Below are 26,359 nucleotides of genomic sequence, written 5' to 3'. Positions count from 1 at the left end.
AACACGCATGTGAGCCGGTTGTCTCGAGGCGGCCTCAGATCGGCATCACGCGCTTGTGATGGTCAGGCTTTGTCGAGGGCGCGGGCGAGATCTTCGAGCAGGTCGTCTTTATGTTCCAATCCGACCGACAGGCGAACCAGCCCATCGGTGATGCCCATCTCGGCGCGCTGCGCAGGCGTGAAGCGCTGATGGGTTGTGGTGGCCGGATGGGTGACGAGACTTTTCGCATCGCCCAGGTTGTTGGAGATCCGGATGAGCCTCAGAGCGTTCAGGAAGCGGAACGCGCCGTCCTTGCCGCCTTCGACGTCCAGCGCGATCATCGTCGAGGCGCCGCTCATCTGGCGCCGGATCAACTCAGCCTGCGGATGGTCAGGGCGACCCGGATAGGTCAGGCGCCGCAGCTTGGGATGATCGTGGAGCGCGTCCGCAAGAGCGCCGGCGGTGGCCGTCTGCCTTTCGACGCGAAGGGGGAGCGTCTCGAGGCCTTTCAGAAGAACCCATGCGTTGAAGGGCGAGATCGACGGTCCCGTCATGCGCAGGAACTGCTGCACCTTGGTCTCGATGAACGCGGTGGAGCCGAGGATCACACCGCCCAGACATCGGCCCTGGCCATCGATGTGCTTGGTGGCCGAATACACGACGCAGTCGGCACCGAGCGCGAGCGGCTTCTGGAAGAGTGGCGTCGCGAAGACGTTGTCCACAGTGAGCGTCGCGCCGGCCGCGTGGGCGATCTCGGCAACGGCCGCGATGTCGATGATCTCCAAGCTCGGATTGGTCGGCGTCTCCAGCAGGAACGCCTTGGTCTCAGGTCTCACAGCCTCGCGCCACTGGCTTAAGTTCGCGCCGTCGACCAGGGTGCAGCCGACACCGAACCGGGGCAGAAAATCCTCCACCACCCAGCGGCAGGAGCCGAAGAGCGCACGCGCGGCCACCACATGGTCGCCGGCCTGCACCTGCCCGACCATGGCGGCCGTGACAGCCGCCATGCCGCTCGCCGTCGCGCGCGCGGCTTCCGCGCCTTCGAGACCGGCGATGCGCTGCTCGAAGGCATCGATGGTTGGATTCGAGTAGCGGCTGTAGCTGTAGCCGGGTTCCTCGTTCAGGAAGCGCCGCTCGGCGCTCTCGGCGCTCTCGTAGACGAAGCCCTGAGTGAGGAACAGCGCCTCGGATGTCTCCCCAAACGGTGTGCGCTGGTTGCCCTCGTGAACGAGGCGGGTTTCGAGGCGGTAGCGGGACTCTTCGGGCGTGGTCATGAAGCGATCCTAGGGATGTTCTTTATAAAGAACAACCGTCTTCTTCTGACGGAAAGTCTCCGCTTCCGCGCTCAGCCTGCATTGCTTCGGAGAAACTCCCTGCGGGTCTCCTCGAGGAGGCGCTTCACGCAAGGCTCGAGCGACGAACGCCAGGGCGGCAGCACCACGCCATGCACCTCCTTGAGCTTGGTGCAGTCGAGCCGGGAGTTCGCCGGCCGCTTGGCAGGGGTCGGGTAGTCCGATGTGGCAATCGGCCGGACCTTCGCCGAGGGCCCGCCGAGGTGAGACGACAGGGCGAAGATTTCGGCCGCGAACTCCGCCCAGTTGGCAAAGCCCGAGCCGGCCATGTGAAACACGCCGCGCAGGTTCTTGTCCTCGGGCCTCTCCAGCAGGTTGCGGCAGACCGCGACGATGCCGTCCGCGATGTCCAGGGCGCTGGTCGGCGAGCCGTGCTGGTCGGCCACCACACCGACCTCGTCGCGGTCGCCCGCAAGGCGCAGCATCGTCTTGACGAAGTTCTTGCCGAAGGGGCTGTAGACCCAGGCGGTGCGCAGGATGGCGTAGTTCTCGGCCTCGGCAGCCACGGCCTCTTCGCCCAAAAGCTTCGAGGCACCATAGACGCCCAAAGGGGAGACGGGGTCATCCTCCCGGTAGGGATGGTCGGCCGTGCCGTCGAACACGTAGTCGGTGGAGATGTGGATCAGGGGCACGTTCATGGCGGCCGCTGCGCCGGCCACCACACCGGCGCCGATTCCATTGATGGCCTCGGCCAGCTCCGGAGCGGACTCGGCTTGGTCGACGGCGGTATAGGCGGCCGCATTCACGATAATGTCGCCCCCGGTCTCAACCAGGGCATCCTCAATGCCCGACGGATCGGCAAGGTCGAGCTTGGGGCGGCCGACGAGAACGGCCTGTGCCCCGTGAGCCCGCGCCCGCTCCGCCAGGGAGCGGGCGACCTGCCCATCTTTGCCGATGACGATGATACGCATGGAACTCGAACCTTCTTCGATGTGGAAGCAGCCCTCTGGCACGAGCTGCCAATGACATGTCAATTGCCGATGGCAACACCTTCGCGGCGGCTGTCGGCACCGCCGACGAGCCCCGCCGGTGTGACAACGATGGCATGGATGCCGGAGTTCTGGTCGATCAGCTTGACCTCATGCCCCTTGGCCTCGAGCGCTGCCTTCCAGGCTTCCGCCTCGGTGCCGGCCTCGAGCTCCGTCGGTCCGTTGCGGCTGCCCATGTTGGGCAGATCGGCGGCCACCTGGGGATCGAGCTTCCAGTCCAGAATGCCCACGAGCGTCTTGGCCACATAGTTGGGGATCAGGCTTCCGCCCGGCGAGCCCACCACCGCATAGAGCTTGCCGCTGCCGTCGAGCACCATGGTCGGGGCCATGGACGAGCGCGGACGCTTGCCGGCCTCGACGCGGTTGGCGATCGGCTTGCCCTCCTCTGTTGTGGCAAACGAGAAGTCCGTCAGCTCGTTGTTGAGCAGGAACCCGCTCTTGGTCATGATCCGCGCACCGAAGCCATCCTCGATGGTGGTCGTCATGGACACGGCATTGCCGTTGCGATCGACAATGGAGATGTGGCTCGTGCCGTACTCGATGCCGTCCGACGGTCCCCAGAGGAAGGTCTTCTGGAACGGCGGGTCGCCGGGCTTGGCCTTGCCCATGGACTTGTTCGGATCGACGAGGGCGGCGCGGCTCTTGATATAGCCGGGATCGGTCAGGCCCTTGACGGGAACGTTCACGAAGGCCGGGTCGGCCAGGAAGAGAGCGCGGTCCGCGTAGGCCAGGCGGCCGGCCTCTGCGAGCCAGTGTGCCGCGTCGGGTCCGGGCTTTAGGGCCGCCATGTCCTGGGTTTCCAGCACACCCATCATCTGCTGCACGGCGACCTGGCCGGAGCTCGGCGGGCCCATGCCGCAGATTCTGTAGGTGCGATAGGTGCCGCATAGGGCCTCACGCTCCTGCACCTTGTAGCCCTTCAGGTCGTCGAGGGTCATGTCGCCGGGATTGGTCGGATGCCCCGTCACGGTCGCCACGATATCCTGGGCGATCTCGCCGGTGTAGAAGGCCTCTGCCCCCTTCTCGGCGACGGTGCGGAGCGTCTTGGCGAAGGCCGGGTTCTTCAGGATGGTTCCGACCGCCTTGGGCTTGCCATCGGGTTCATAGAAATAGGCCCGCGCCACCGGATCGTTCTGGAGGTATTTTTCCTGGGTCAGCAGGCCGTTGAGACGTGGCGAGATGGCAAAGCCTTCCTCGGCCAGACGCGCCGCCGGCTCGATCACCTGCTGCCAGGACAGCTTGCCCCAGTTCTTGTGCGCCATTTCGAGCAGGCGCAGCGTTCCCGGCACGCCGACCGAGCGGCCGCCCACCACGGCATCGTAGAACTTCATCGGCTTGCTGTCGGGGCCAAGGAAGCGCTCGGGCTTGGCAGCGGCGGGCGCCGTTTCGCGCCCGTCGAGGGTCGCCATAGTGCGGCCGTCCCAGAACACCATGAAGGCGCCACCGCCGATGCCTGAACTCTGCGGTTCGACGAGATTGAGAACAAGCTGAACCGCAATGGCCGCGTCGACGGCGCTCCCGCCCGCCGCCAGGATTTCGCGGCCGGCCTGGGCCGCCAGAGGATTGGCCGCGGCGACCATGTCCTTCGTTGCGGTGCCGACGGACTTGGCCGTGCGACCCGTGGGTGCCTCGGGGGAAGGTGCGACCGCCTGAGCCAATGCGAGTGGCGCAAAGGGCAGGCTGGCCAGGAGACCGAGCCCCATGAGGCTTCGGCGAAGGGTGCTCTGAGTGGTCATGCGGCGTGCTCCCTGGTTGTTGCACTCATCCCATGAGGATGGGTGAGCCTAACAAAGGATCATCCCTTTGCGCCACTTCCATTCCGTGGCGAAAAAGAAGAAATTCTGCTGATGCTGCGCTGCAATATCACACTCCTGTCACTGTTGGCGGGCAGGATGCGATTCGTCGCGAGAAGAAAAGGAGCAGGACATGTACGCATATAATCTGTTCCAGAGTACGAAACTGGACGGCCTCGTCTGCGCCGTCCCGGAGGAGCGCACTGTTCCTCCCTTCGTCGTGGAGCCGCACTGGCGCTTCGGCGGGCGGGTCCAGAGTCAGGATGCCCCCTTGGGGTTCGACCGGAAAGCCGCCATGGAAGGCGTGCGTTTCAACGGATTTTATCTTTTCGCCAGCTTTCAGAAGAGCCAGCCGAGCCAGTAGGCTTCTGAGCGCAAGGCTGAGCATGTCCGGCCGAAGGGGTCGGGCATGCAGACTGATCAAAGACCATCATAGGAACCGGATCGACTCTTGATCTTGGGCGTCACCTGCTCTCTATCTTGGTGACCTTCGCGCCTGCCGCCTCCCATCATCGATTCGATCGTGAACTCCTCCCTTGCTCTGATCTGGACCATCACGGCCGCCACGACCCTCCTGCAGGCCGGGAACGGTCTTCTGCAGGCTTTGATGCCGCTGCGCATGCAGGCGGAGGGCATTTCTGTAGCCTCCATCGGCGTCGTGGCCGCTGCTTATGGCGTGGGCTTCTCGACAGGCTGTTTCCTCGCGCCGAGCTTCATCCGCCATGTCGGCTACATCAGGGCTTTCGCCAGCTTGGCGGCGGTGGTGTCGGTGCTGATCCTGGCCATGACGCAGGCTCATTCGACGCTGGCCTGGATTCTGCTGCGCGGACTGACGGGCGTCACGCTCGCCTGCATCTTCACCGTCACCGACGGGTGGATCAGTGCCCGGGCCACGTCGAGTCATCGCGGGCGGATCCTCTCCATCTACATGATCTGCACCAAGGTCGCCCTGATGCTGTCCCCGCTCGGGATCAGCTTCGGCGACATCCGCACGGACGGATTGTTCATGGCGGTGAGCGCGTTGATCACGCTCTCGCTTCTTCCCATCGCGGCCACCACGACGAAGGAGCCGAACGCCCCGCAGGGCGTGCGGATCGAAGTCAGGAAACTGTTTGCGACGGCTCCTTCAGCGGTGGTCGGAGCCTTCGTGGTCGGTCTGGTCAATGGACCGGTCATCGCGATCACGCCGGTGTTCGGCGTCAGCATCGGATTGAGCCAGGATCAAGCTGCGGCGCTTCTCTTCGCCTTGCAGGCCGGAAGTCTCGCGATGCAATGGCCGCTCGGATGGCTCTCCGATCGGGCCGACCGACGCTACGTGATCGCAGCCCTGGCCTTAGGGACAAGCCTGGTCTCGCTCCTGATTCTCTGGGCCAGCGCGCAGAATGCAAGCCTGCTGATCCTGTGGTCGTTTGCAGCCTGGGGCGGCTTGGCCCTTTGCATCTACTCGGTGTGCGTCGCCCATGCCTGCGATATCGTCGATCCGGGGCAGATCGTGTCCACCGTCGGCACCCTGCTGTTTTCCTGGGCGACAGGGGTCACCATCGGCCCTCTTCTCGGGGCGCTGGCCATGGAGGTCCTTGGGCCTCAGGGCCTCTTCATCTATGCGGCCCTGGCTTCACTGGGACTTGCCGCCTTCATCGTGATGCGGATCATCCGGGTGCAGCGCCCGCCTGCCAAAGGCGGCTTTGCCGATATAGCACCCAGCAGTTCCGCGTCGGCGGGTCTGGCGCCTCGGGCGGAGATCGGCACAGAAGATTCCCAGCCTCACCACCCTGACTCAGACGGAGAGGCGGAGGCATCCGATCAGAAGGGGAGGTCCCCTGCCACGCGGGTCGAGACGTCGCCGTAGCGGTTGAGCCGCTTGTCGATCATGTCGTCGATCTTGCCATAGACCTCGGCCACGCTGAGCTGGCGGGTCTTCTTGCCGTCCTTGGTGAAGAACAGCGACTTGTTGGACTTCGCCGCAGCCGGGAAGGCGGCAGGTGCGCTCTTCTTCGGGGTGTCATCCACCAGGGCGATGAACCTGCTGGCGCTGTCCACGCCGAAGAAGTGAGACATGTAGAACTCGGAACGGTTGAGCTTGCGCCCAAGCCTTGTTTCGATCTTCGCCTTGTCGCGCTTCATCATCTCGGCGGCCATGAGGGACGAGATGTAGGGATTGCGGCGCAGCCCGAGAATGTGCTCGCGCATGGTCTCGTCCGCCACGGCGAGCTTGCCGTCGACCCGCTCGATGGCCTGTGCTTCCGCATCCAAGCCATGGGCAGGCCCGAAGGAGCGCACGACCTCAAGCCATGTGCTCGTGATGAACTGGAACAAGCCTACGGCCGAGGAGGTCGAGGCCTTGTTGCCGGGCAGGAAGCTCGACTCCTTGTCCGCGAGAGCCATCATGTAGACAGGATCGGCACCGGTCATCTTGGAGGCGCGCAGGATCGTGTCCACGATCCACACGGGCACGCGCATTTCCTCGAATTCCATATAATCCGTGAGTTCCCGCGAGACGGGCTTGTCGTCGTCGCTGCCGACCCGGGTTGCCGGATTGGTCAGCGGAATGGTCAGGATGATCTGCCTCTGCAGATCGGCCTGGTTGGCCTCAGCCGACGCCACCGTGACGATGGCTTCCAGCGGATCAGCCGGAGTGGCATCACCCGCCGACGCGGCGAAAGGCTGCGCGTGCTGGGCTGGAACCTTGATGGCTTTTTCGCCGGCATCGAAAGCCGCCGGAAGGGCTGATTTCTGCTCTGCAGCCGAGGCCGATTGGGGCATAGCGGCGGTGCCGAGAGCCAGCGTCATGCAGGCGCCGAGGCCGAGCATCTTGGTCAGGTTGAGCAGGGTCTGACCTCCCTGAAGGGCGGGACGCTTCTGAGCCGTGCAGCGTCCCTGGAGGCCGCTGTGCTGTCCGAAGTCCAGGCGAATAGCCTTCTGCTGGCATGCGTCGCGAGACGCTGTCAGTGCAATCTGCATATGAAGAAGCCCCCTAGAAATGCGCCGCTTCACTGCCGCGCCGCGACAGGTTTGCGGTTGTTCTTCGTTCAAGTGAGGTGAGTATGTGCGTGTCAGATATGTCCAGAATGGGTCAGCTTAACGGTGAGATTGGACTTTGTTCCCACATGCGACCTTTTGCAACTATCCGGACAAAGGGGATAATCTTCAAAGAACTCCTGCATTCCAAGGAATACTGGAGCGAAGACGTGTATGAGGCAGGCCATTAACTATAAAGTGCGGGTCATTCCGCCGCACCTAGGAAATTGCTCAGGTTATCCTGGGGCAGTGCAGCCCGGTTGATCCTGAGCTTGCGGCGTTCGGAAAACAGGTGTTCACAGCAACTCCCGCGCCGAGCCCTTCCGGCTCGTCTCACGATTTGCCGAGGTCCCTCGATGCCGGCCGAGATCGAGGCCATGAGGCGCAGCTCAACCGGCCGCGAAAATCGCGTGTTCAGGCCAGTCTCAGGTCCAGGGGAGGGGCCGGCTTCAGCAGGATCGGGCAACCCGCGGCCACGAAGACCACCGCATCGCAGGCTTCCGCGATCCGCTGGTTCAGGCGCCCCTGCTCGTCGCGGAAGGACCGCCCGAGCGGGGTCGACGGTACGATGCCCTGACCCACCTCGTTCGACACTAGGATGAGGGGGCCCTGGGCCTCCCGAACCGCGCCGATCAGCCGTTCGGCCTCATGAGCCGGGTCCCGTTCCGCGAGCACGATGTTGGAGAGCCAGAGGGTCAGGCAATCCACAAGCACGGCTTTTCCGAGACCGGTTTGAGCCTGGATGGCCTGCGACAGCTCCAGTGGGGCATCGACCGTCTGCCAGGAAGCGTCGCGCTCCAGGCGGTGGAGAGCGATGCGTTCGCGCATTTCATCGTCGAAGGCCTGCGCCGTCGCCACATAGATCCGCTGTGATGAGGCCCGCTCGGCAAGCTGCAGGGCCGAGCGGCTCTTGCCGGAGCGCGCGCCGCCCAGGACCAGGACACGACGGTACACAGGCATGACCGGTCAGGCGCTCAGCCGGTTGACGGGAACGACCATGTGAACGCGCAGGCCCTCCGGCCGCCAGTCCCGATCGAGGGTGCCTCCGAGCTGTCCGGCGATGCTCCTCTGAGACAGTTGCGTGCCGAACCCTTCGAAGCTTGGAGGGGCCTCGATGGAAGGGCCGCCGCTTTCGGTCCAGAGGAGGTCCACGTCCTCGCCCTGGAGCGTCCAATGGATGGTGAGCTCGCCCTCCGGACAGGAGAGACACCCATATTTCGCCGCGTTGGTGGCGAGCTCATGCAGGACCAGGGCAAGGCTCGTCGTCGTGTTGGAGCCCACGGCAACGCTGGGGCCCTCAATGGCGATCCTGTTCTGGCCGGATTGCCTGTAGGGTTCGAGGACAGCCTCGATCAGGCGGGAGAGCTCGACGTCGGTGCCGGCTCCAGGCTCCGTTATCGAGGCTGGCTGGACCAGCTCATGGGCCCGCGACAGGGCGCTGAGGCGCCCGCGCAGGGCCGTCGCCATGTCCTTGGGGTCTTTGGCCGTGCGGGCCGTCATCGACACCATGCCGTTCGCGATGGCGAACAGGTTCTTCACGCGATGATTGAGTTCCCTGGTCAGAAGCTTCTGTGCCTCTTCGAGGGCTTGGCGCTCCGTGATGTCGCTGATCACGCCATAAAGACTGACGGCGCGGCGCGTGCCGCCGTCGTTCACATGAAGGGCCTGCCCGTGAGAACGGAACCAGCGCAGGCTCCCGTCGGGAAGCTGCGCCCGGTAGCGGTTGTCGTATTTGCCGTCCGAGTCTGGAGCGGCGGCAGCGGCGATCCGCGCCTTCGCGTCCTCCCGATCCTCGGGATGGATCATGTTCAAGGCTTTGTCGAGCGGGAGGCTGTACAATCCATTGTGCGGGATGTGGTAGAGGGCGCAGCTTTCCTCGTCCCAGGTGATCTGGTTGTTATCCAGATCGATCTGCCATGTGCCGAGATGGGCAGCCTCCAGAGCCAGGCGATACTGGCTCTCGAGCATCCGGGCGGCTTCCTCCGTCCTCTTCTGCTCATCGATATTGGTGCTCGTGCCGAACCAGCGAGTGATCCTGCCGGTGAGGTCCTGAATCGGAATCGCACGGCTTAAGAACCACTGGTGGTCTCCTGCGGCGCTCCTGATCCGGTATTCCCATTCGTAGGCCTGTCCGGATTCGAGGGAGCGCTTCCAATGATCCTGGACTTGAGCCAGATCGTCCGGGTGAACGGATTCCCGCCATCCGTCGCCCAAGATCTGCTCGCCCGAACGGCCTGTATATTCACGCCAGCGGCGGTTGACGTAATCGACATATCCATCCGGTCGGGACGACCAGACGAGTTGGGGCAGAGACTCCGCCAGAACGGCATATTGGGTTTCTGTATCCTTGAAATCCACGCAGAACTCCCGGGCCACCCATACGGCCAAAGTCACTCACAATTCGGCTTAGCTCAGGCAAGCATTGTTGTAGGCCTTTTTCGAGGCTGACAACCCACATCCGCCCCAATGTGCATTTTCTCGGCTCAAAGAGTAGCGTCAGTCCGGCGAAACCATTAAAAGGCCGCCTGCGTCTGGCGGTTCTCCTCGTCAGCGCCTAGATGCAGGACAGCCCGCGCACCTTGATGCGATCTTTCCTCCGCTGAGGCTGATTGACAGTTTTCATGAACGATATGAGCTCCCGCCCGGTGCCTCCACCGGAGATGTCATCTGCCGAAGCCCTTCAGCCGAAGGAGCGCCGCTCCCGCCGGTTCGCCTGGATCGGGATGGCCGCGAGCATTCTTCTGTTCGGCGCTTCGCTGGTCGTTCTCTGGCACATCGTATCCGACATCGACGTCTATGAGCTGAAATCCGCATTCACGGCCGCTAGCCCGCGTCAGATCGGGCTGGCGGTGCTCCTCACCGCCATCAGTTATGGCCTGCTGACCTGCTACGACGCCATTGCACTGCGCCAGCTCAAGCTGCAGATCCCCTACCGCACCACGGCTCTGGCTTCCTTCACGAGCTATGCGGTGAGCTTCACCCTGGGCTTCCCGCTGCTCACGGCCGGAACGGTCCGCTACTGGATCTATTCGCCCAAGGGCGTGAAGCCGGGGCGGGTAGCAAGCCTCACCGTGATCGCCGGGGTGACCTTCTGGCTCGGCATGGCCCTTGTGCTCGCCTGGAGCCTGATCAGCAAGGCCGACGAGCTGGCGAGCCTCGTCTATACGCATATCTGGATGAACCAGCTTGTCGGATTGGGCGCCGCCGTCTTCGTCGTGACCTACATGGTCTGGGTTTCGCTCAAGCGCCGCTCCGTGAAGATCCAGGGCTGGAAGCTGGAGCTGCCGGGCTTTCGGCTGTCCCTGGCCCAGATCCTGATCGGCGCCGGCGATGTCTGTGCAGGCGCGGGGGTTCTCTTCGTGCTCCTGCCGGGCGGACATGGCCTCAACTTCGAGACCTTCGTGGCGGTCTACATCTTCGCCGTCATGCTGGGGGTGGCGAGCCATGCACCGGGTGGATTGGGTGTCTTCGAGGCCACCATCCTGCTCGCCCTCTCAAGTTACCCGAGAGAGCCGGTCCTGGGAGCGCTGCTCCTCTACCGTCTGTGCTATTATCTCGTGCCCTTCGTGATCGCACTCGCGCTTCTGGGGGGCTATGAAATTCGCAATCGGATCCGGGCGGCGCGGCTCTCGTTCAAACCCGATGACGATGAGGTCGCCGCTGGGGCAGAGCTTGGCGGGAGATGACACCTGCCGGTGCCTGCCTTAAAGAAGGCAGGCAACTTTTCCGAGACCCTCCGTTCCATGAGCGATCCCAAAGATCCGACGCCGGAACCCAAACTCCAGGGCGCTGCACTCCTGCGTGATGCAGCCCTGCGGGCTGCGGTGGTCACGTGTTTCGTCATGGTGATTGTTGCCCTGGTGCAGGGCAATGGAGATGCCTGGCTTCTGCTCTGGGCTGCCGTTGCCATCATGGCTGGCTTCTTGGTTGCCAGTCCGAAGCGCAGCCTCGGGGTCGGGGTTCGATCACAGCCAAACAAGCCCCAGCAATCGAGCATCGCCGAGGCGGTTCTGGCCCAGATCCCCGATCCGGTCATCCTGGTGGATCAGCGCGCCGTGGTCCTTGAGGGCAACAAGGCCGCCTATGGGCTCCTGAGCGGATTGAAGACGGGGCATCCTTTGTCCTTCGCTCTCCGCAGCCCCGACGTGCTCGACGGCATCCAGAGGGTTCTGGAGAAGGGCGAGCCCCTGAAGGTGGAATATTCCGAACGGGTTCCCACCGAGCGCACCTTCGAGGTTCATATCGGTCCCCTCCAGGCCGATGCGCCCAGCACCGGGGTTCAGGCCGGGGTCGTCCTGTTCTTTCGCGATCTCACCTCGGCCCGGCGCCTGGAGGCCATGCGGGCCGACTTCGTGGCCAATGCGAGCCATGAGCTGCGCACTCCCCTAGCCTCGGTCCTCGGCTTCATCGAGACCCTGCAGGGTCCGGCCCGCGACGACGTGAAGGCCCGGGAGCGCTTCCTCGACATCATGAAGGGGCAGGCGCAGCGCATGAAGCGATTGATCGACGATCTCCTGTCCCTGTCGCGCATCGAGATGCGGGCGCATGTCTCGCCGACCCAGAATGTCGATCTGGCCTCCATCGTGTCCCAGATGGTGGAGACCCTGTCGCCCATGGCCCGGGAGAGGGGCGTCGTCATCCAGGCCAAGCTGCCCGGGCAGTCCATCCTTGTGCGCGGGGACCGCGACGAGCTTCTGCGCGTGGCGGAGAATCTGATCGAGAATGCCGTGAAGTATGGCGAAAGCGGCGGCAGGGTGGACATAGAGGTCGATAGCATCGGGGCCTCCCACGGCGAGCAGGGTCCCCACGTCACCTTCGCCGTTCAGGATTACGGACCCGGCATTGCGCCCGAGCATCTGCCGCGCCTGACCGAGCGGTTCTACCGGGCCGACGTAGCGCAGAGCCGCGACAAGGGCGGAACGGGCCTGGGACTGGCTATCGTCAAGCACATCGTCAATCGCCATCGGGGCCATTTCGACATCGCCAGCGAGCCGGGGCAGGGCGCTCGGTTCACGGTGACGTTGCCCGAGGCGCGCTCCTGATCAGCCAACTTTCCCCAGGACGGAAATCGAGACATTCCAAGGGATCCTTCGAGGGTGTCATGTAATTGTCATCCAACTGTCGTAGAGGAGACATCCGTCGGGCCTAGCTGTCCCATCGCGTGACACGGGCCTTGGCTTTCGAAGCCACCTGTCACACTGCATGAACAGGAGATTGACCCTTGAAGATCATGTCCTTCGCCATTGCGGCTGGCCTTGCCGTCGCGAGCTTTACGACCACGGCCTCTGCCGCTGACATCACCGGCGCAGGCGCGACGTTCCCGTTCCCGATCTACGCCAAATGGGCTGAGGCCTATAACAAGGAGACGGGTAACCGACTGAACTATCAGTCCATCGGCTCCAGCGGCGGCATCCGCCAGATCCGGGCCAAGACCGTCGATTTCGGCGCGACCGATGCTCCCCTGAAGGGCGAAGAGCTTCAGAAGGACGGCTTCGTCCAGTTTCCGGCCGTCATGGGCGGCGTTGTGCCCGTCTACAACATCCAGGGCGTTTCCGCCGGCCAGCTGAAGCTGACGGGCGAGGTTCTCGCCGACATCTTCAACGGCAAGATCTCCAAGTGGAATGACGCCAAGATCGCCCAGGCGAACCAGGGCGTAAAGCTCCCCGACGCTTCGATCACTCCGGTCTACCGCTCCGATGGATCGGGCACCACCAGCGTGTTCACCACCTACCTGTCTCAGGTTTCCGAGACCTGGAAGAGCGGACCGGGTGTGGGCGCATCGGTGCAATGGCCCGTCGGCCAGGGCGGCAAGGGCAATGAGGGCGTCGCCGCTCTCGTGAAGCAGGTGCCGAATTCGATCGGCTACGTGGAATACGCCTACGCCAAGCAGAACAGCATCCCGTTCGCTCAGCTCCAGAACAAGAACGGCAAGTTCGTGTCGCCGGAAGCCAAGACGTTCCAGGCTGCCGCCGCCAATGCCGACTGGACGTCGGCTCCCGGCTACGGCATCTCGCTGACGAACCAGGCCGGCGACGAGGCTTGGCCGATCACGGCTCCGACCTTCATCCTCGTTCCCAAGAATCCGGAGAAGCCGGAGCAGGTGGCCGAGGCCCTGAAGTTCTTCGACTGGTCGTTCAAGAACGGCGACAAGATGGCTGTCGAGCTCGACTATGTGCCGCTTCCCGCTCAGCTGAAGGATCAGGTGCGCGCGACGTGGAAGAGCGAGATCAAGAACGCTTCGGGCCAGCCGGTCTTCACGCAGTAATCTGACCTCGATCAAACAACACAGCGGATCGGCGAATGGTAGCTCTCTCGCAAGAACGTCTCGTTTCGAGCGCGGATGCTCCCGCTCGTCGGTCCACTCCTCCAAGCTTCGACCGGCTCTTCCGGCTAGCCAGCCTCGCATCGGCCCTTCTGGTGCTCATCGTGTTGCTGGGCATCATCGGATCGATGATCTACGGCGGGATGCCCGCCTTCCGTGAATTCGGCTTCGGGTTCATCACGTCGAGCGTCTGGAACGTCAACGAAGACCAGTACGGCGCCTGGGTTGCCATCGTCGGCACCCTGACGACGGCCTTGATCGCCCTCGTGATCGGCGTGCCTCTTTCCCTGGGCATCGCCATCTTCCTGACGCAGCTCTGCCCGCCCTGGCTCAAGCGGCCTGTTGCGACGACCATCGAACTGCTCGCAGCCGTTCCCAGCATCATCTACGGCATGTGGGGCCTTTTCGTCTTCGCGCCTCTGTTCGCCAACTACGTTCAGGTTCCCGTCTCCAACATCGTCGAGGGAATGCCGATTATCGGCACCATTCTGTATGCCCGCACGCCGTCCGGCGTCGGCATCCTGACGGCCGGCATCATCCTGGCGATCATGATCATTCCGTTTATCGCGTCGATCGCGCGCGACATTCTCGATCAGATCCCTTCTGTGCTGCGCGAGAGCGCCTACGGCATCGGCTGCACCACCTGGGAGGTCGTGCGCAACGTGCTCCTGCCGCAGGCGGGCGTCAGCATCATCGGGGCGATCATGCTCGGGCTCGGCCGCGCTCTCGGCGAGACCATGGCCGTGACCTTCGTGGTCGGGAACGCGAACCGCCTGTCGGGTTCGCTCTTCGATCCGGGCTCCACCATCGCATCGCGCATCGCCAATGAGTTCAACGAGGCCATCGGCCTGCAGCTCAATGCGCTCATGGCTCTGGGCTGCATCCTGTTCCTGGTCACGTTCACCGTGCTCGTGCTCGCCCGGCTGCTGGTGTCACGGGTGAAGGTGGGTTGAGGAGGATTTGATGGATATCGCTCTGCAGCATCAGGCTTCAACCGAGCCGACAACCGCTCCTGCCCCCTGGGGACGCGTGCGCCGCAGCCGCCATGTGGCCGACCGCGCTCTCAAGATCATCTGCACCCTCTTCACGGTCCTGGGCGCGTTTGTCCTCGGCTGGATCCTTCTCATGCTCCTTGTCGAGGGAATCGGCGGCCTGTCGCCGGCGGTCTTCACCGAGACCACGCCGGGACCGGGAACCCAGGGCGGCGGCATCGCCAATGCCATCGTGGGCAGCCTCATCCTGACCTTCCTCGGCATCGTCGTGGCAACGCCCGTCGGCGTGCTGGCCGGCACATACCTGGCCGAGTACGGCAAGAGTTCGAAGCTTGCGGAAGTCATCCGCTTCGTAAACGACATCCTGCTCGCGGCGCCCAGCATTCTGATCGGTCTCTTCGTCTACATGCTCATGGTGCAGCCCATGGGCGGCTATTCCGGCTGGGCCGGCGGCGTGGCGCTTGCAATCATCGCAGTGCCGGTGATCGTGCGCACCACCGAGGACATGCTGCGCCTCGTTCCGGGTTCGCTGCGTGAGGCGGGTGCAGCGCTCGGCGCGCCCATGTCGACCGTGATCATCAAGATCAGCTGGAAGGCGGCGCGCGCCGGCATGGTCACGGGCGTGCTGCTGGCCACCGCCCGCATTGCCGGCGAGACAGCGCCGCTGCTGTTCACCGCCCTCAACAACAATTTCTGGTTCAGCCCGACCCTGATGGGCGGCGTCGCGAACCTGCCGGTCATGATCTTCCAGTTCGCCCTTTCGCCGTACGAGAACTGGCGCGAACTGGCATGGGCCGGCGCCCTCATCATCACCATGTCGATCCTGGCGCTGTCGATCGTGGCGCGCCTGCTCCTGAGGAAGGATAAAGTCCGATGAGCACGATTGCCCTCAACACGAGCAGCGCCGTCGGAAGAGCCGCCGCCGGGAATGCCGAAGCGCCGGTGCGCATCGCCGTCAGAGATCTGAACTTCTATTACGGCGACTTCCGCAGTCTCAAGGACATCAATCTCGATTTCTACGACCGTCAGGTGACGGCGCTGATCGGGCCGTCCGGCTGCGGGAAGTCGACGCTGCTGCGCACCTTCAACCGCATCTACAGTCTGTATCCCGAGCAGCGCGCCGACGGCGAGATCCTGCTCGACGGCCAGAACGTTCTCTCGTCTTCCATCGACGTGAACGAGCTTCGCGCCCGCGTCGGCATGGTGTTCCAGAAGCCGACGCCGTTCCCGATGTCGATCTACGACAACATCGCCTTCGGCATCAAACTCTATGAGAGGCTGCCGAAATCCGAACTCGACGGCCGCGTCGAGGAGGCCCTGCGCAAGGCGGCCCTGTGGGACGAAGCGAAGGACAAGCTGCGTCAGTCCGGCATGAGCCTGTCCGGTGGCCAGCAGCAGCGCCTGTGCATCGCCCGCACCATCGCGCAGAAGCCCGAAGTGATCCTCCTCGACGAGCCGACCTCGGCGCTCGATCCGATTTCCACGGGCAAGATCGAGGAACTCATCGAGCAGCTCCGCTCCGAGTTCACCATCGTGATCGTCACGCACAACATGCAGCAGGCGGCGCGCATCTCGCAGTTCACGGCGTTCATGTATCTGGGAGAAGTCGTGGAGTTCGGCCCGACGACCAAGATGTTCATGAACCCCACCAAGAAGCAGACTCAGGACTACATCACGGGCCGCTTCGGCTGACCGAAGCGGTTCACGGAGGACTTCCATGTCAGAGCATATCGTCCGCTCCTACGACACCGATCTCCAGGGGCTCCGGCAGCGCATCGCCGAGATGGGCGGCATCGCCGAGAAGATGCTGGTCGATTCCGTCGCCGCGCTGGCGCGCCACGACAAGCCTCTGGCTCAGACGGTGATTGCCTCCGACCCGCGCCTCGACGTTCTCCATCGCGAGGTCGAGGAGAACGCCATTCTTACCATTGCGCGCCGCCAGCCTCTCGCGGTCGACCTGCGCGAGACCATCTCGGCCATCCGCATTGCCGGCGACGTGGAGCGCATCGGCGATCTCGCCAAGAACATCGCCAAGCGGGCGCTGGCGATTGGTGACGACTTCCAGCCGCACAAGATCGTGGTCGGGCTCCGGCATATGAACGATCTGGTGATGGGCCAGCTCAAGGACGTGCTCGATGCCTATGCGCAGAAGGACACGGCGAAGGCACTCGATGTGTGGAAGCGCGACGGCGCCATCGACGCGCTCTACACGTCCCTGTTCCGGGAACTCCTGACCTACATGATGGAAGACCCGCGCAATATCTCGTTCTGCACGCATCTTCTCTTCTGCGCCAAGAACATCGAGCGCATCGGCGATCACACCACCAACATCGCCGAGACGGTTCACTACCTCGTCACGGCCGAGACGCTGGCCATCGACCGCCCGAAGAACGACCGCTCCATCGACACGACGGTCGAGGCGGGAGCCTGACCATGGGGCCTCGCGTTCTGATCGTGGAGGATGAGGAGCCCCTCATGCTCCTCCTGCGCTACAACCTGGAGGCCGAAGGCTACGAGGTGGACAGCGTGTCGCGCGGCGACGAGGCGGAGATCCGCCTGCGCGAGCAGGTGCCTGACATCGTGCTGCTCGACTGGATGCTGCCCGGCCTCTCCGGCATCGAGCTGTGCCGCCGCATCCGCGCGCGCTCGGAAACCGAACGCCTGCCGGTGATCATGCTCACGGCCCGTGGCGAGGAGGGCGACCGCATCCGCGGCCTGTCGACCGGTGCCGACGATTATATCGTCAAGCCCTTCTCCGTGCCGGAGCTGCTGGCGCGGGTTCGCGCGCTCCTGCGCCGGACGAAGCCTGCCCATATCGCAACGCTTCTGAGGGCCGGTGATATCGAGCTCGACCGCGAAACCCACCGGGTGCGCCGCGCCAACCAGGAGCTCCACCTGGGTCCCACGGAGTTCCGCCTGCTGGAGTTCCTGATGCAGAGCCCCGGCCGCGTCTTCTCCCGCGAGCACCTGCTCAATGCGGTCTGGGGCCACGACGTCTACATCGACGAGCGCACGGTGGACGTCCATGTGGGCCGCCTGCGCAAGGCGATCAACCTGCCGCGCAAGCCCGATCCCATCCGCACCGTGCGGGGCGCCGGCTATTCCTTCGACGAGACCTTCGCCCGCGAGGAGCAGGCTCTGGAGGCCTGAGGCAAAGCACCGGGTAAATAATAAGGGCCGCGCTGATCGCTTCAGCGCGGCCCTTATTATTTTATGAAAACGATGAGGTTTATGCGCGGGCGAGCTTGCGGTCGCGCTTTCGGTCGGCCACCGGCTGATAGGCGATGCGGGCGTGATGGGTGCAATAGGGCAGGCCCGTGATGGAGCGGGCGCCGCAGAAGCGGAACTCGGGCTTGGTCGGGTCGCCCATGGGCCAGCGGCACATGGACTCGCGCAGGTCCATGATGGTCACGCGCTCGGAGACCGGAACGGCAAGGTCGTCCTCGACATAGACGCTCGGTTCCTGGGTGACGGGCTGGAGGGCGATCGGGGCAATGACCACATTGTTGTTATGCGGCTGAGGCGGCAGGGGAGCCGGTGCGCTCGGCGCGCGGGTCGCCTTGCGGGGGCGGGCCGCAGCGGCGGATCCAGCCGGCTTGGCATCCTTGGCCCGGCCGGACAGGCCGAGGCGGTGAACCTTGCCGATAACCGCGTTGCGGGTCACGTTGCCAAGCTCGGCGGCGATTTGGCTCGCGCTCAAACCATCGGTCCAGAGCTTCTTGAGAAGCTCGACCCGCTCGTCCGTCCAAGTTGCGCCCGCATCTATCATTTTCAATCTGCCTCCATCGGGGGCGGCCTTCAAACACTCAGAATCCCGGATGCCTCGCGGACAGGGTTTTTATGTCCGACCGCGTTGCGAGGATCGCTCCTGAGGGTGAATGCCGCCGCACGAATGCCGTACTCGACTGACCCGAAGTTACAGGATGGGTGGACTCCGGCGCAAGAGTCCCCGAACAAGCCCTGCCGTTTTCCCCAAGGAACTCACCTTTGGGAAAAGTTCCTTGTGATGAGTCAGTTCATTTCTCTTGAATTGACAGGGTCTCGCGCCTCGGTAGAATTCCAAGCCGTGCCGCCCCTGCTGGGGCGGCGCTTTCTTTTTCGGCCCCAGGTGCGACCTTGGGTCCTTGGAGGCGGAGACAACCTGTGACATCGCCATTGCTGCCGACCTATGCACGCGCCGAGCTTTCCTTCGAGAAAGGGGAGGGTCCCTGGCTCTTCGGCCGAGATGGCGAGCGATATTTGGATTTCGGGGCCGGCATCGCGGTCAATGCCTTGGGTCATGCCCATCCGCACCTCGTGCAGGCTCTGACGGAGCAGGCCTCCAAGGTCTGGCATACCTCCAATCTCTTCCAGATCCCCGAAGGGGAGCGGCTGGCCAAGCGCTTGGTCGATAATACCTTCGCAGACGTGGTCTTCTTCTCCAATTCCGGCGCCGAGGCCAACGAGGCTGCCATCAAGATGGCCCGCAAGTACCATGCCGTGAACGGTCATCCGGAGCGCTTCCGCATTGTCACGTTCGAAGGTGCGTTCCACGGCCGGACACTGGCAACAATCGCGGCCGGCGGCCAGGCGAAGTATCTGGAAGGCTTCGGCCCCAAGGTCGACGGGTTCGATCAGGTGCCGGTCGAGGATCTCGATGCCCTCAAGGCCGTTATCGGTCCCGAGACCGCAGCCCTGATGATCGAGCCGATCCAGGGCGAGGGCGGCATCCGGACCGTCTCCAATGCCTTTCTGCGCGAGTTGCGCCAGCTCTGCGACAGCCAGGGTCTGCTGCTGATCTTCGATGAAATCCAGACCGGAGTCGGGCGGACCGGCAAACTCTTCGCCTATGAATGGACGGGCGTCACCCCCAACATCATGTCGGTCGCCAAAGGCATCGGTGGCGGCTTCCCGATGGGTGCGTGCCTTGCCACGGCAGAGGCTGCCAAGGGCATGACGGTCGGCACCCACGGCACCACCTTCGGGGGCAATCCGCTGGCCATGGCGGTGGGTAACGCGGTGCTCGACGTAATCCTGGCACCCGGCTTCCTGAAGGAGGTCGAGCGCAAGGGTCTGCTGCTCAAGCAGCGCCTCGCCGAGGTGAAGGACCGCCATCCCGGCGTCATCGCGGACGTGCGCGGCCACGGCCTGATGATGGGCTTGCGCAGCGTGGTGCCCAACACCGAACTCGTTGCCGCTGCCCGTGCCCAGAAGCTGCTTCTGATCGGCGCCGGCGACAACGTGGCCCGCATCCTGCCCCCGCTGATCATCAGCGACGCGGAAATCGGCGAGGCCGTCAACCGCATTGAGGCCGCCTGCACGGCCATTGAAGCTGCGCAGCAAAACACAGTCCAGCGGGGAGCCGCCCAATGAAGACCCGCCACTTCCTCGATCTGAGCGATTTTTCCGGATCAGAGATCAGGGGACTGTTGAAGATTGGTTCCGACCTCAAGGCCAAGCGCCGCCGTGGCGAGAAGGCCAAGGAGCGGCCGCTCGAGGGCAAGGTCCTGGCGATGGTCTTCGACAAGCCCTCCACCCGCACCCGCGTGTCTTTCGACGTCGGCATGCGCGAGCTTGGCGGCGAGACCCTGATGCTCACCGGCAAGGAGATGCAGCTTGGCCGTGGCGAGAGCATCGCCGACACGGCCCGGGTCCTGTCCCGCTACGTGGACGCCATCATGATCCGCACCCTCGATCATGCCATGGTGGCGGAGCTCGCCCAATACGCCTCGATCCCGGTCATCAACGGCCTCACCAAGATGACGCATCCGTGCCAGATCATGGCGGACATCATGACCTTCGAGGAGCATCGCGGCTCCATCGAGGGCAAGACGGTGGCTTGGACGGGTGACGCCAACAACGTGCTCGCCTCCTGGGTCCATGCCGCGGCGCGTCTCGATTTCACCCTGAAGATCGCGTCCCCGCCGGAACTTGCCCCCCGCCCGGAGCTTTTGTCCTGGGCGAAACAGGAAGGGGCCAAGATCAGCGTGACCACCGATGCCTACGAGGCCGCCGAGGGCGCCCACGCGGTCATCACCGATTGCTGGGTGTCCATGGGTGACGACGACGAGTTCCGCCGCCAGAACCTGCTCAAGCCCTATCAGGTCAACGGCAGGCTCATGGGCGTGGCCGACAAGGAGGCCATCTTCATGCATTGCCTTCCCGCCCACCGCGGCGAGGAGGTGACGGACGAGGTGATGGACGGTCCGCAATCCGTAGTTTTCGACGAGGCCGAGAACCGGCTTCACGCACAGAAAGGCATCCTGGCCTGGTGCCTCGGAGCAGCAAGCGCATGAGTTCAGCTTCGTTCGAAGGACATGACGACGTCGTTCTCCCCTTCGCGGTCGAGCCCCTCGATGTGCGCGGGCGCGTGGTGCGCCTTGGTCCTTCCATCGACACGATCCTGGCCCGTCACGGCTATCCCGACCGGGTGGCCCGCGTCATCGGCGAGGCGGCGGCGCTCACCGTCATGCTCGGCGCGTCCCTGAAGCTCGAGGGACGTTTCCAGCTGCAGACCAAAACCGACGGCATCATCGACATGGTGGTGGTGGACTTCAATGCGCCGGACCGCTTGCGCGCCACAGCCCGGTTCGACAAAGACCGGCTCGAAGCTCTCGATTCAGCATCCATAACAACAGGCGAACTCCTGGGCTCCGGCTACCTTGCCATGACCATCGATCAAGGCTCCGATCGTAGCCGCTACCAAGGCCTCGTGGCTCTCGAAGGGCAGGGCTTCGAGGAGGCGGCGCACCAGTATTTCCGCCAGTCGGAACAGATCCCGACCCAGGTGCGCCTCGCCGTGGCCGAGCAGTTCGAGAATGGGCGCCACACCTATCGCGCGGGTGGGCTGATGATCCAGTTCCTCCCATCCTCCTCCGAGCGTCTCCGGCAGGCCGATCTCGATCCCGGCGACGTTCCGGAGGGACACCCGTCGAACGATCTCGGCGTGCCTTCCGAAGACGATGCCTGGATGGAGGCCAAGTCGCTGATCGGCACGGTCGAGGATCACGAGCTGATCGATCCGGCCGTCTCCAGCGAGACGCTTCTCTATCGCCTGTTCCACGAGCGCGGCGTGCGCGTGTTCGAGGGCCAGCAGGTGCACGAGGAATGCACCTGCTCGCATCAGCGCATCATGGGCATGATGCGCCGCTTCCCACCGGAAGACCGCCGCGACATGGTCGGCGATAACGGCCGCATCGGCATAACCTGCGAGTTCTGCTCACGCTTCTACGATCTCGATCCGGTGGAAGTTGAAGCCGAGATCGCGAAGTCGGAAGCGTAGACACCGCGTCTCACATAAATTCGGTTGCTCAAGATGTCGTCATGGCCGGGCTTGTCCCGGCCGTGACGTTTTTGAGCGGGCTAAGACGTGGATGCCCGCAACAAGTGCGGGCATGACGACGTGTTGATTATCAAGAACTCGCACATGTCGCGGCGAGCCGGCGCATGAAGGCTGCGCCCGCCTCCAACTGGTCCAGGGTGATGTATTCATCCGGCTGATGCGCCTGATCGATCGAGCCTGGGCCGCAGACTACCGTGGGGATGCCCGCTGCCTGATAATGACCGGCTTCCGTGCCGAAGGGGACGGTCTGCGTCTGGTTCTTGCCGGCAAGCCTCAAGCCAAAGGTTTCCGCGAAGGATCCCGGTTCCGGCGCCAGACCCGGCACAGCCACCTCGAGTTTCGTCTCGATCCTTCCGAACGCGCCGAAGCGGTTGAGGCGTTTGAGAGCGACCTCCTGCACAAACGTCTCCAGACGGTCGGGGATCTCCTGCGGATCCAGGCTCGGCAACCCACGGAATTCCCAGTGGAAGCTGCAGGACTTCGACAGAATGTTGCGCGCCGTGCCGCCCAAGATCGTGCCCACATGCACGGTTGTATAAGGCGGGTCGAAACGTCCGCTCGTGTCGCCGCGCTCCATCATCTCGTCGCCGATGCGGTTCAGTTCCGCAATCAGTTCGGCCGCCGTCATCACGGCGCTCGCGCCGAGGTAGGGTTTCGACGAGTGCGCCTCGAAGCCATGCACCGTCGTGCTGAAGGTGACGACGCTCTTATGCGCATCCACCACCTCCATCATTGTGGGCTCTCCGACAATCGCAGCCTTCGGCAGCGGCAAATCGTGTCCGAGGCGTCGGATCACGTCCACGACGCCGAGACAGGTTGTCTCCTCATCGTAGGAAAGGAGGATGTGAATCGGCGTCATGAGGTTTGCGGCCTGGAACTCCGGAACCAGCGCGAGCGCGAGTGCGTCGAAAGCCTTCATATCCACGGCGCCGCGCCCATAGGCGCGGCCGTTCTCCACCCGAAGCGTGAAGGGATCCGACATCCAGGCCTGCCCTGTCACGGGTACCACGTCCGTGTGGCCGGAGAGCACGATCCCGCCGCGATCCTGCGGCCCGACCGTCGCATAGATGGCCGCCTTGTCACCAGCCTCGTTCGGCACCCGCACATAAGGCACGTTCCAGCCCTGCAGGTAGCTTTCAACGAAGTCGATGAGCGGCAGGTTGGACTTCGAGCTCACCGTGTCGAACGACACGAGCTTCGCCAACATTTCGAGCGGTGTGAGCCGCTGGCCTTTAGATGACATCGGGAACCTCAGTGCAGCACGCGCCTGGCGCGTGGGATATCGAGTGAGAAGGCGGGGATTTCGGCATCGAAAGTTTCGCCGCTCGCGGTTTCCATCAGGTAGGTGCCCTGCATGGTGCCGCTCGGCGTGGTCAGGGGGCAGCCGCTCGTGTAGCTGAAGCTTTCGCCGGGCCCGAGCACCGGCTCCTCGCCGACCACGCCTGCGCCGCGCACTTCCTGCACATGACCGTGCTCATCGGTGATCCGCCAGTGGCGGGCGCGCAGCTGAACCCGTTCCAGGCCCGTGTTGATGATCTCCACCGTATAGGCAAAGAAGTAGCGGCCGTCGTCGGGGGAGGACTCTTCGGGCATGTAGCGGGGCGTTACCGTCACAGAGATGCCGCGGGTCACAGCCTTGTACATGAGCCTGCCTTCACCCAGTAGAGAAGTTCGACCCGCCCGTGGTAAGGCCGTCCTCGGACCTCGTCAATCGAGGCAGGGGAGAACGGCCATGCTCGACGGGTGGATGCGGCGCAGGATCGATCCGCCGCTGGATCGGCTGGGGCAGGGACTTGCACAAGCCGGCGTTTCCGCAGATGCCATGACGCTGGCAGGGCTGGGGGTGGGACTGGTCGCAGCTCTCATGATCGCCCTGCAGTTCGACGTGGCCGCCCTTGTCCTGTTCGGGCTCAACAGGCTCCTCGACGGTCTCGACGGCGCCATCGCCCGCTCGACCCGCCGCACGGATCGGGGCGGCTTTCTCGACATCGTCCTCGATTTCGCCATCTACGGGGCCATTCCTCTGGCCTTTGCCCTGCGTGACCCCGGCGCTTTCGCTCTGCCGGCGGCGGTCCTCCTGTTCTCTTTCTATGTCAATGGAGCGAGCTTCCTCGCCTTCGCGGCCGTTGCCGCCAAGCGGGGGATGAGCAGCGATATCCGGGGCATCAAGTCGATTTATTTCACCGCCGGTTTCATGGAAGGCACGGAGACGATCCTGTTCTTCGCCGCCATGATCCTGCTCCCGGGGCATTTCCCCATCCTGGCCTATGCCTTCGCCGGGTTGACCGTGATGAGTGCGCTCGCCCGTGTCACCCTGGCCTGGCACGCCTTCCGCGATGGGCCGGAGGAAAGCGATTGAGAATTCCGTAACAAGCCTTAGAGGATACTGTCAGGCTCAACATTTAGAGACGGCAGGGCTTTCGGATGACGGACATGGTTGCGTTGAAGGACGGGATCCAATCGGCTGATGCCATCATGCGCCTTGCGGAAGCAGGAGCCATCAAACCGGAGACGCCCTTCGCGCCCGATCAGATCCAGCCGGCAAGCCTGGATCTCAGGCTGGGACGCCGGGCCTATCGTGTCCGCGCCAGCTTCCTGCCGGGGCGCAATCACACAGTCCAGGATCGCCTCGACCAACTGAGCTTCCATGAAATCGACCTGAGCCGGGGCGCCATCCTGGAGACCGGCAGCGTCTATATCGCGGAGCTGCAGGAGGAGCTGGCTTTGCCGCAGGATCTCTCGGCGGCGGCGAACCCCAAGAGCTCCACGGGCCGGATCGACGTGTTCACCCGCGTCATCACCGATCAGAGCCAGGAGTTCGATACGATCGGAGCTGGCTATCGTGGCCGCCTCTATGCCGAGATCTCGCCGCGCACCTTTCCAGTGCTGGTCCGGACGGGGACGCGCCTGTCCCAGCTGCGCCTGCGCAAGGGTGAGGTGCGCCTGAGCGATGCGGAGCTTCTGGCCCTCCACAGGCTGGAGCGGGTGGTGACCTCCGCCGAGCCGTCCATTCAGGATGGGGTAGCGGTGAGCGTGGATCTCGCCGGCTTCGGGACCGACAACCTGATCGGCTACCGCGCCAAGCGCCATACGGGCCTCGTCGATGTGGACAAGCCCGGCTCCTGCCGCGTGGCCGATTTCTGGGAGCCTCTCTATGCGGATGCCTCCCGCACCCTGATCCTGGACCCGGGCCAGTTCTATATTCTCGCCTCCAAGGAGGCGGTGCACGTGCCGCCGGACTATGCCGCCGAGATGGTGCCCTTCGATCCCCTCGTGGGCGAGTTCCGCGTCCATTATGCCGGCTTCTTCGATCCGGGCTTCGGCCATGCGGAGGCTGGAGGGGAGGGGGCCCGGGCCGTACTCGAGGTGCGCTCCCGTGACGTGCCCTTCATCCTGGAGGATGGCCAGATCGTCGGCCGCCTCGTCTACGAGCGGATGGCCGAGCGGCCGAAGGTGCTCTACGGCGCAGGCGCAGGCTCGAACTACCAAGCCCAAGGACTTAAGCTGTCGAAGCACTTCCGGTAACCGTGTAAGCTGCCCCTTGCCGGATCGCCGAAAGGCCGGGTATGAATAAGGGCGCGCGGGCGTAGTTCAGAGGTAGAACGTCAGCTTCCCAAGCTGAATGTCGTGGGTTCGATTCCCATCGCCCGCTCCAATCTCCTTACAATCAAGACAGAAGCTCATGGAAGAGCGCTTCTGTTTACCTTGGCTGTCGAGCGGGAGGAAAAACCCTGCACAGCGCGATGGTCGGGTGTTGACAAACAAGGCGGGAATCGACATATCCGCAGCCCCGCCGGAATTCAGTTCAGGCGAGCTTCAATCTCAACGGACACCGACGCTGCCGAGTTCTTCGGATCTCGATGCTCGTTAGGGTCTTGATCGGCGATCTCAGAAGATCCTGATCTGCGACAAGAGCCATGAGCGCCAATAGATGGCGATTCTTCATGGCTCCTCTGACGGAAAAGAGAAGGTTTCGGATTGATGTCATTGGTCCGGAGCAAGTAAACGCAGAGGTGGATGCACTCTCTGCGAACGATGAAGCTTGTCTTTATACTGAGTGATGGTGATAGGTGCTGCTGATTTCGAGAAAAATCTCGAAAAAGGTGTTGACCTAAAGAAGGGGTTCGGATAGAACATCTTCATCGGCGGCGCGGTTCTTCGGGATCGTTGCCGGGAAAGCTTCAAGTCCTGGATCTCCCGCAAGGGAAGCCGGGGTGCTTGAGGTTCTTTCCAGTCTCTTGTGAGACAAATGCTCTTTGACATTGTTGAGAGGGGAAGAGAAGCGTAGGCGGCGGTGTCCTTGCGGGCAGCTTTTACGAGCTGCTGTAAGATACATCGACCAGTTCTATGCTTTGGTGAGTACACCGCTTCAGTGGAAACGCTGGAGTATGGAGGTACTCTGTCAATTTGCGTAGTGACTATAGTCGAGATCAAATTCTTCAACTTGAGAGTTTGATCCTGGCTCAGAACGAACGCTGGCGGCAGGCTTAACACATGCAAGTCGAACGCATCCTTCGGGGTGAGTGGCAGACGGGTGAGTAAAGCGTGGGAACGTGACCTTCAGTTTGGAATAGCCCATGGAAACTTGGGCTA

24 protein-coding genes, 1 tRNA gene and 1 rRNA gene are annotated in these 26,359 nt (G+C 63.5%); 17 read left to right on the top strand and 9 right to left on the bottom strand.

The genetic code is table 11. From position 1 onward, the window contains the following. Positions 1-62: 62 nt before the first annotated feature. From MA07_RS06310 to ggt, 3 genes are all read right to left on the bottom strand, one after another. Positions 63-1,253: an O-succinylhomoserine sulfhydrylase gene (locus tag MA07_RS06310; protein WP_036348122.1), complete on the bottom strand. Its 1,191-nt coding sequence runs from the start codon at positions 1,251-1,253 to the stop codon at positions 63-65. A 71-nt stretch (positions 1,254-1,324) separates the two neighbouring features. Next, positions 1,325-2,242, bottom strand: coding sequence for a dTDP-4-dehydrorhamnose reductase (gene rfbD / locus MA07_RS06305; protein ID WP_036348120.1), 918 nt, complete (start codon positions 2,240-2,242; stop codon positions 1,325-1,327). A gap of 59 nt (positions 2,243-2,301) precedes the next feature. Continuing rightward, the gene (gene ggt, locus MA07_RS06300) at positions 2,302-4,056 is read right to left on the bottom strand and encodes a gamma-glutamyltransferase (RefSeq protein ID WP_036348117.1); all 1,755 of its coding nucleotides are present in this window, start codon (positions 4,054-4,056) and stop codon (positions 2,302-2,304) included. Positions 4,057-4,246: 190 nt separating this feature from the next. Between ggt and MA07_RS06295 the strand changes: the two genes are divergently transcribed. Further along, positions 4,247-4,477: a hypothetical protein gene (locus MA07_RS06295; RefSeq protein ID WP_036348114.1), complete on the top strand. Its 231-nt coding sequence runs from the start codon at positions 4,247-4,249 to the stop codon at positions 4,475-4,477. Positions 4,478-4,636: 159 nt separating this feature from the next. Continuing rightward, a complete protein-coding gene (locus MA07_RS27575; protein ID WP_052002886.1) occupies positions 4,637-5,962 on the top strand; it encodes an MFS transporter in 1,326 nt (441 codons plus the stop codon). Here the strand turns inward: MA07_RS27575 and MA07_RS27570 are convergent. From MA07_RS27570 to MA07_RS06270, 3 genes are all read right to left on the bottom strand, one after another. Further along, positions 5,917-7,074, bottom strand: a complete 1,158-nt coding sequence (locus tag MA07_RS27570) for a transglycosylase SLT domain-containing protein (protein ID WP_052002885.1) — start codon at positions 7,072-7,074, stop codon at positions 5,917-5,919. The genes MA07_RS27575 and MA07_RS27570 overlap by 46 nt on opposite strands. 471 nt (positions 7,075-7,545) lie before the next feature. Then, positions 7,546-8,091, bottom strand: coding sequence for a bifunctional adenosylcobinamide kinase/adenosylcobinamide-phosphate guanylyltransferase (cobU, locus tag MA07_RS06275; RefSeq protein WP_036348107.1), 546 nt, complete (start codon positions 8,089-8,091; stop codon positions 7,546-7,548). A gap of 6 nt (positions 8,092-8,097) precedes the next feature. Continuing rightward, positions 8,098-9,489, bottom strand: a complete 1,392-nt coding sequence (locus tag MA07_RS06270; protein WP_160195395.1) for a PAS domain-containing protein — start codon at positions 9,487-9,489, stop codon at positions 8,098-8,100. A gap of 263 nt (positions 9,490-9,752) precedes the next feature. On the opposite strand from MA07_RS06270, the gene MA07_RS06265 reads away from it, so the two are divergent. From MA07_RS06265 to phoB, 8 genes are all read left to right on the top strand, one after another. Next, positions 9,753-10,817 (top strand): lysylphosphatidylglycerol synthase domain-containing protein, encoded by a 1,065-nt coding sequence (locus MA07_RS06265; protein ID WP_052002884.1) that lies wholly within the window; start codon positions 9,753-9,755, stop codon positions 10,815-10,817. Positions 10,818-10,874: 57 nt separating this feature from the next. Further along, the gene (locus tag MA07_RS06260) at positions 10,875-12,173 is read left to right on the top strand and encodes an ATP-binding protein (RefSeq protein WP_036348174.1); all 1,299 of its coding nucleotides are present in this window, start codon (positions 10,875-10,877) and stop codon (positions 12,171-12,173) included. 179 nt (positions 12,174-12,352) lie between these two features. Further along, positions 12,353-13,396 carry a phosphate ABC transporter substrate-binding protein PstS gene (pstS, locus tag MA07_RS06255; protein WP_036348100.1) on the top strand — a complete coding sequence of 348 codons (1,044 nt, stop codon included), beginning with the start codon at positions 12,353-12,355 and terminating at the stop codon, positions 13,394-13,396. Between the two features lie 35 nt (positions 13,397-13,431). Beyond that, complete coding sequence (gene pstC / locus MA07_RS06250) at positions 13,432-14,406, top strand: phosphate ABC transporter permease subunit PstC (RefSeq protein WP_036348096.1); 975 nt, start codon at positions 13,432-13,434, stop codon at positions 14,404-14,406. 10 nt (positions 14,407-14,416) lie between these two features. Continuing rightward, entirely contained in the window at positions 14,417-15,322 is a 906-nt protein-coding gene (gene pstA / locus MA07_RS06245) for a phosphate ABC transporter permease PstA (RefSeq protein WP_036348093.1), read from the top strand. After that, complete coding sequence (gene pstB, locus MA07_RS06240; protein WP_036348090.1) at positions 15,319-16,137, top strand: phosphate ABC transporter ATP-binding protein PstB; 819 nt, start codon at positions 15,319-15,321, stop codon at positions 16,135-16,137. Before pstA ends, pstB begins: the two co-directional genes overlap by 4 nt. Before the next feature lie 25 nt (positions 16,138-16,162). Further along, positions 16,163-16,876, top strand: a complete 714-nt coding sequence (gene phoU, locus MA07_RS06235; protein ID WP_036348087.1) for a phosphate signaling complex protein PhoU — start codon at positions 16,163-16,165, stop codon at positions 16,874-16,876. 2 nt (positions 16,877-16,878) lie between these two features. Further along, a complete protein-coding gene (gene phoB / locus MA07_RS06230; protein ID WP_036348084.1) occupies positions 16,879-17,595 on the top strand; it encodes a phosphate regulon transcriptional regulator PhoB in 717 nt (238 codons plus the stop codon). Between the two features lie 79 nt (positions 17,596-17,674). Here phoB and MA07_RS06225 read toward each other — a convergent pair whose 3' ends face one another. Beyond that, positions 17,675-18,214 (bottom strand): GcrA family cell cycle regulator, encoded by a 540-nt coding sequence (locus MA07_RS06225; protein ID WP_036348081.1) that lies wholly within the window; start codon positions 18,212-18,214, stop codon positions 17,675-17,677. Positions 18,215-18,588: 374 nt separating this feature from the next. Here MA07_RS06225 and MA07_RS06220 point away from each other — a divergent pair, with 374 nt between their 5' ends. Genes MA07_RS06220 through MA07_RS06210 form a run of 3 tightly spaced genes read left to right on the top strand, consistent with a single transcriptional unit; the run spans position 18,589 to position 21,706 of the window. Then, positions 18,589-19,797, top strand: a complete 1,209-nt coding sequence (locus MA07_RS06220) for an aspartate aminotransferase family protein (RefSeq protein ID WP_036348078.1) — start codon at positions 18,589-18,591, stop codon at positions 19,795-19,797. Then, positions 19,794-20,720, top strand: coding sequence for an ornithine carbamoyltransferase (argF, locus tag MA07_RS06215; RefSeq protein ID WP_036348076.1), 927 nt, complete (start codon positions 19,794-19,796; stop codon positions 20,718-20,720). Before MA07_RS06220 ends, argF begins: the two co-directional genes overlap by 4 nt. Further along, positions 20,717-21,706, top strand: coding sequence for an Hsp33 family molecular chaperone (locus MA07_RS06210; RefSeq protein WP_036348075.1), 990 nt, complete (start codon positions 20,717-20,719; stop codon positions 21,704-21,706). The genes argF and MA07_RS06210 overlap by 4 nt, the downstream gene beginning before the upstream one ends. A gap of 130 nt (positions 21,707-21,836) precedes the next feature. Here MA07_RS06210 and argE read toward each other — a convergent pair whose 3' ends face one another. Beyond that, positions 21,837-23,009, bottom strand: a complete 1,173-nt coding sequence (gene argE / locus MA07_RS06205; RefSeq protein WP_036348074.1) for an acetylornithine deacetylase — start codon at positions 23,007-23,009, stop codon at positions 21,837-21,839. 8 nt (positions 23,010-23,017) lie between these two features. Then, positions 23,018-23,410 carry a Co2+/Mg2+ efflux protein ApaG gene (gene apaG, locus MA07_RS06200; protein ID WP_036348072.1) on the bottom strand — a complete coding sequence of 131 codons (393 nt, stop codon included), beginning with the start codon at positions 23,408-23,410 and terminating at the stop codon, positions 23,018-23,020. Between the two features lie 88 nt (positions 23,411-23,498). Here apaG and MA07_RS06195 point away from each other — a divergent pair, with 88 nt between their 5' ends. From MA07_RS06195 to MA07_RS06180, 4 genes are all read left to right on the top strand, one after another. After that, positions 23,499-24,125 carry a CDP-alcohol phosphatidyltransferase family protein gene (locus MA07_RS06195; RefSeq protein WP_036348070.1) on the top strand — a complete coding sequence of 209 codons (627 nt, stop codon included), beginning with the start codon at positions 23,499-23,501 and terminating at the stop codon, positions 24,123-24,125. A 74-nt stretch (positions 24,126-24,199) separates the two neighbouring features. Further along, complete coding sequence (locus tag MA07_RS06190; protein ID WP_036348171.1) at positions 24,200-25,291, top strand: 2'-deoxycytidine 5'-triphosphate deaminase; 1,092 nt, start codon at positions 24,200-24,202, stop codon at positions 25,289-25,291. A gap of 55 nt (positions 25,292-25,346) precedes the next feature. Then, positions 25,347-25,421 (top strand) — tRNA-Gly (locus MA07_RS06185). A 785-nt stretch (positions 25,422-26,206) separates the two neighbouring features. Further along, positions 26,207-26,359 (top strand): 16S ribosomal RNA (locus MA07_RS06180); the annotation flags it as partial.

The sequence above is a fragment of the Microvirga sp. BSC39 genome (genome assembly GCF_000739015.1).
GTDB lineage: Bacteria > Pseudomonadota > Alphaproteobacteria > Rhizobiales > Beijerinckiaceae > Microvirga.
The sequence above is the reverse complement of the archived record's forward strand: the minus strand, read 5'-3'. Positions and strand labels throughout refer to the sequence as shown.

Bases quoted from the DNA above. Each gene is read 5' to 3' on its own strand.
- MA07_RS06310 (WP_036348122.1), bottom strand. From the start codon at position 1,253: ATGACCACGCCCGAAGAGTCCCGCTACCGCCTCGAAACCCGCCTCGTT.
- rfbD (WP_036348120.1), bottom strand. From the start codon at position 2,242: ATGCGTATCATCGTCATCGGCAAAGATGGGCAGGTCGCCCGCTCCCTG.
- ggt (WP_036348117.1), bottom strand. From the start codon at position 4,056: ATGACCACTCAGAGCACCCTTCGCCGAAGCCTCATGGGGCTCGGTCTC.
- MA07_RS06295 (WP_036348114.1), top strand. From the start codon at position 4,247: ATGTACGCATATAATCTGTTCCAGAGTACGAAACTGGACGGCCTCGTC.
- MA07_RS27570 (WP_052002885.1), bottom strand. From the start codon at position 7,074: ATGCAGATTGCACTGACAGCGTCTCGCGACGCATGCCAGCAGAAGGCT.
- cobU (WP_036348107.1), bottom strand. From the start codon at position 8,091: ATGCCTGTGTACCGTCGTGTCCTGGTCCTGGGCGGCGCGCGCTCCGGC.
- MA07_RS06265 (WP_052002884.1), top strand. From the start codon at position 9,753: ATGAACGATATGAGCTCCCGCCCGGTGCCTCCACCGGAGATGTCATCT.
- MA07_RS06260 (WP_036348174.1), top strand. From the start codon at position 10,875: ATGAGCGATCCCAAAGATCCGACGCCGGAACCCAAACTCCAGGGCGCT.
- pstC (WP_036348096.1), top strand. From the start codon at position 13,432: ATGGTAGCTCTCTCGCAAGAACGTCTCGTTTCGAGCGCGGATGCTCCC.
- pstA (WP_036348093.1), top strand. From the start codon at position 14,417: ATGGATATCGCTCTGCAGCATCAGGCTTCAACCGAGCCGACAACCGCT.
- pstB (WP_036348090.1), top strand. From the start codon at position 15,319: ATGAGCACGATTGCCCTCAACACGAGCAGCGCCGTCGGAAGAGCCGCC.
- phoU (WP_036348087.1), top strand. From the start codon at position 16,163: ATGTCAGAGCATATCGTCCGCTCCTACGACACCGATCTCCAGGGGCTC.
- phoB (WP_036348084.1), top strand. From the start codon at position 16,879: ATGGGGCCTCGCGTTCTGATCGTGGAGGATGAGGAGCCCCTCATGCTC.
- MA07_RS06225 (WP_036348081.1), bottom strand. From the start codon at position 18,214: ATGATAGATGCGGGCGCAACTTGGACGGACGAGCGGGTCGAGCTTCTC.
- argF (WP_036348076.1), top strand. From the start codon at position 19,794: ATGAAGACCCGCCACTTCCTCGATCTGAGCGATTTTTCCGGATCAGAG.
- MA07_RS06210 (WP_036348075.1), top strand. From the start codon at position 20,717: ATGAGTTCAGCTTCGTTCGAAGGACATGACGACGTCGTTCTCCCCTTC.
- argE (WP_036348074.1), bottom strand. From the start codon at position 23,009: ATGTCATCTAAAGGCCAGCGGCTCACACCGCTCGAAATGTTGGCGAAG.
- apaG (WP_036348072.1), bottom strand. From the start codon at position 23,410: ATGTACAAGGCTGTGACCCGCGGCATCTCTGTGACGGTAACGCCCCGC.
- MA07_RS06195 (WP_036348070.1), top strand. From the start codon at position 23,499: ATGCTCGACGGGTGGATGCGGCGCAGGATCGATCCGCCGCTGGATCGG.
- MA07_RS06190 (WP_036348171.1), top strand. From the start codon at position 24,200: ATGGTTGCGTTGAAGGACGGGATCCAATCGGCTGATGCCATCATGCGC.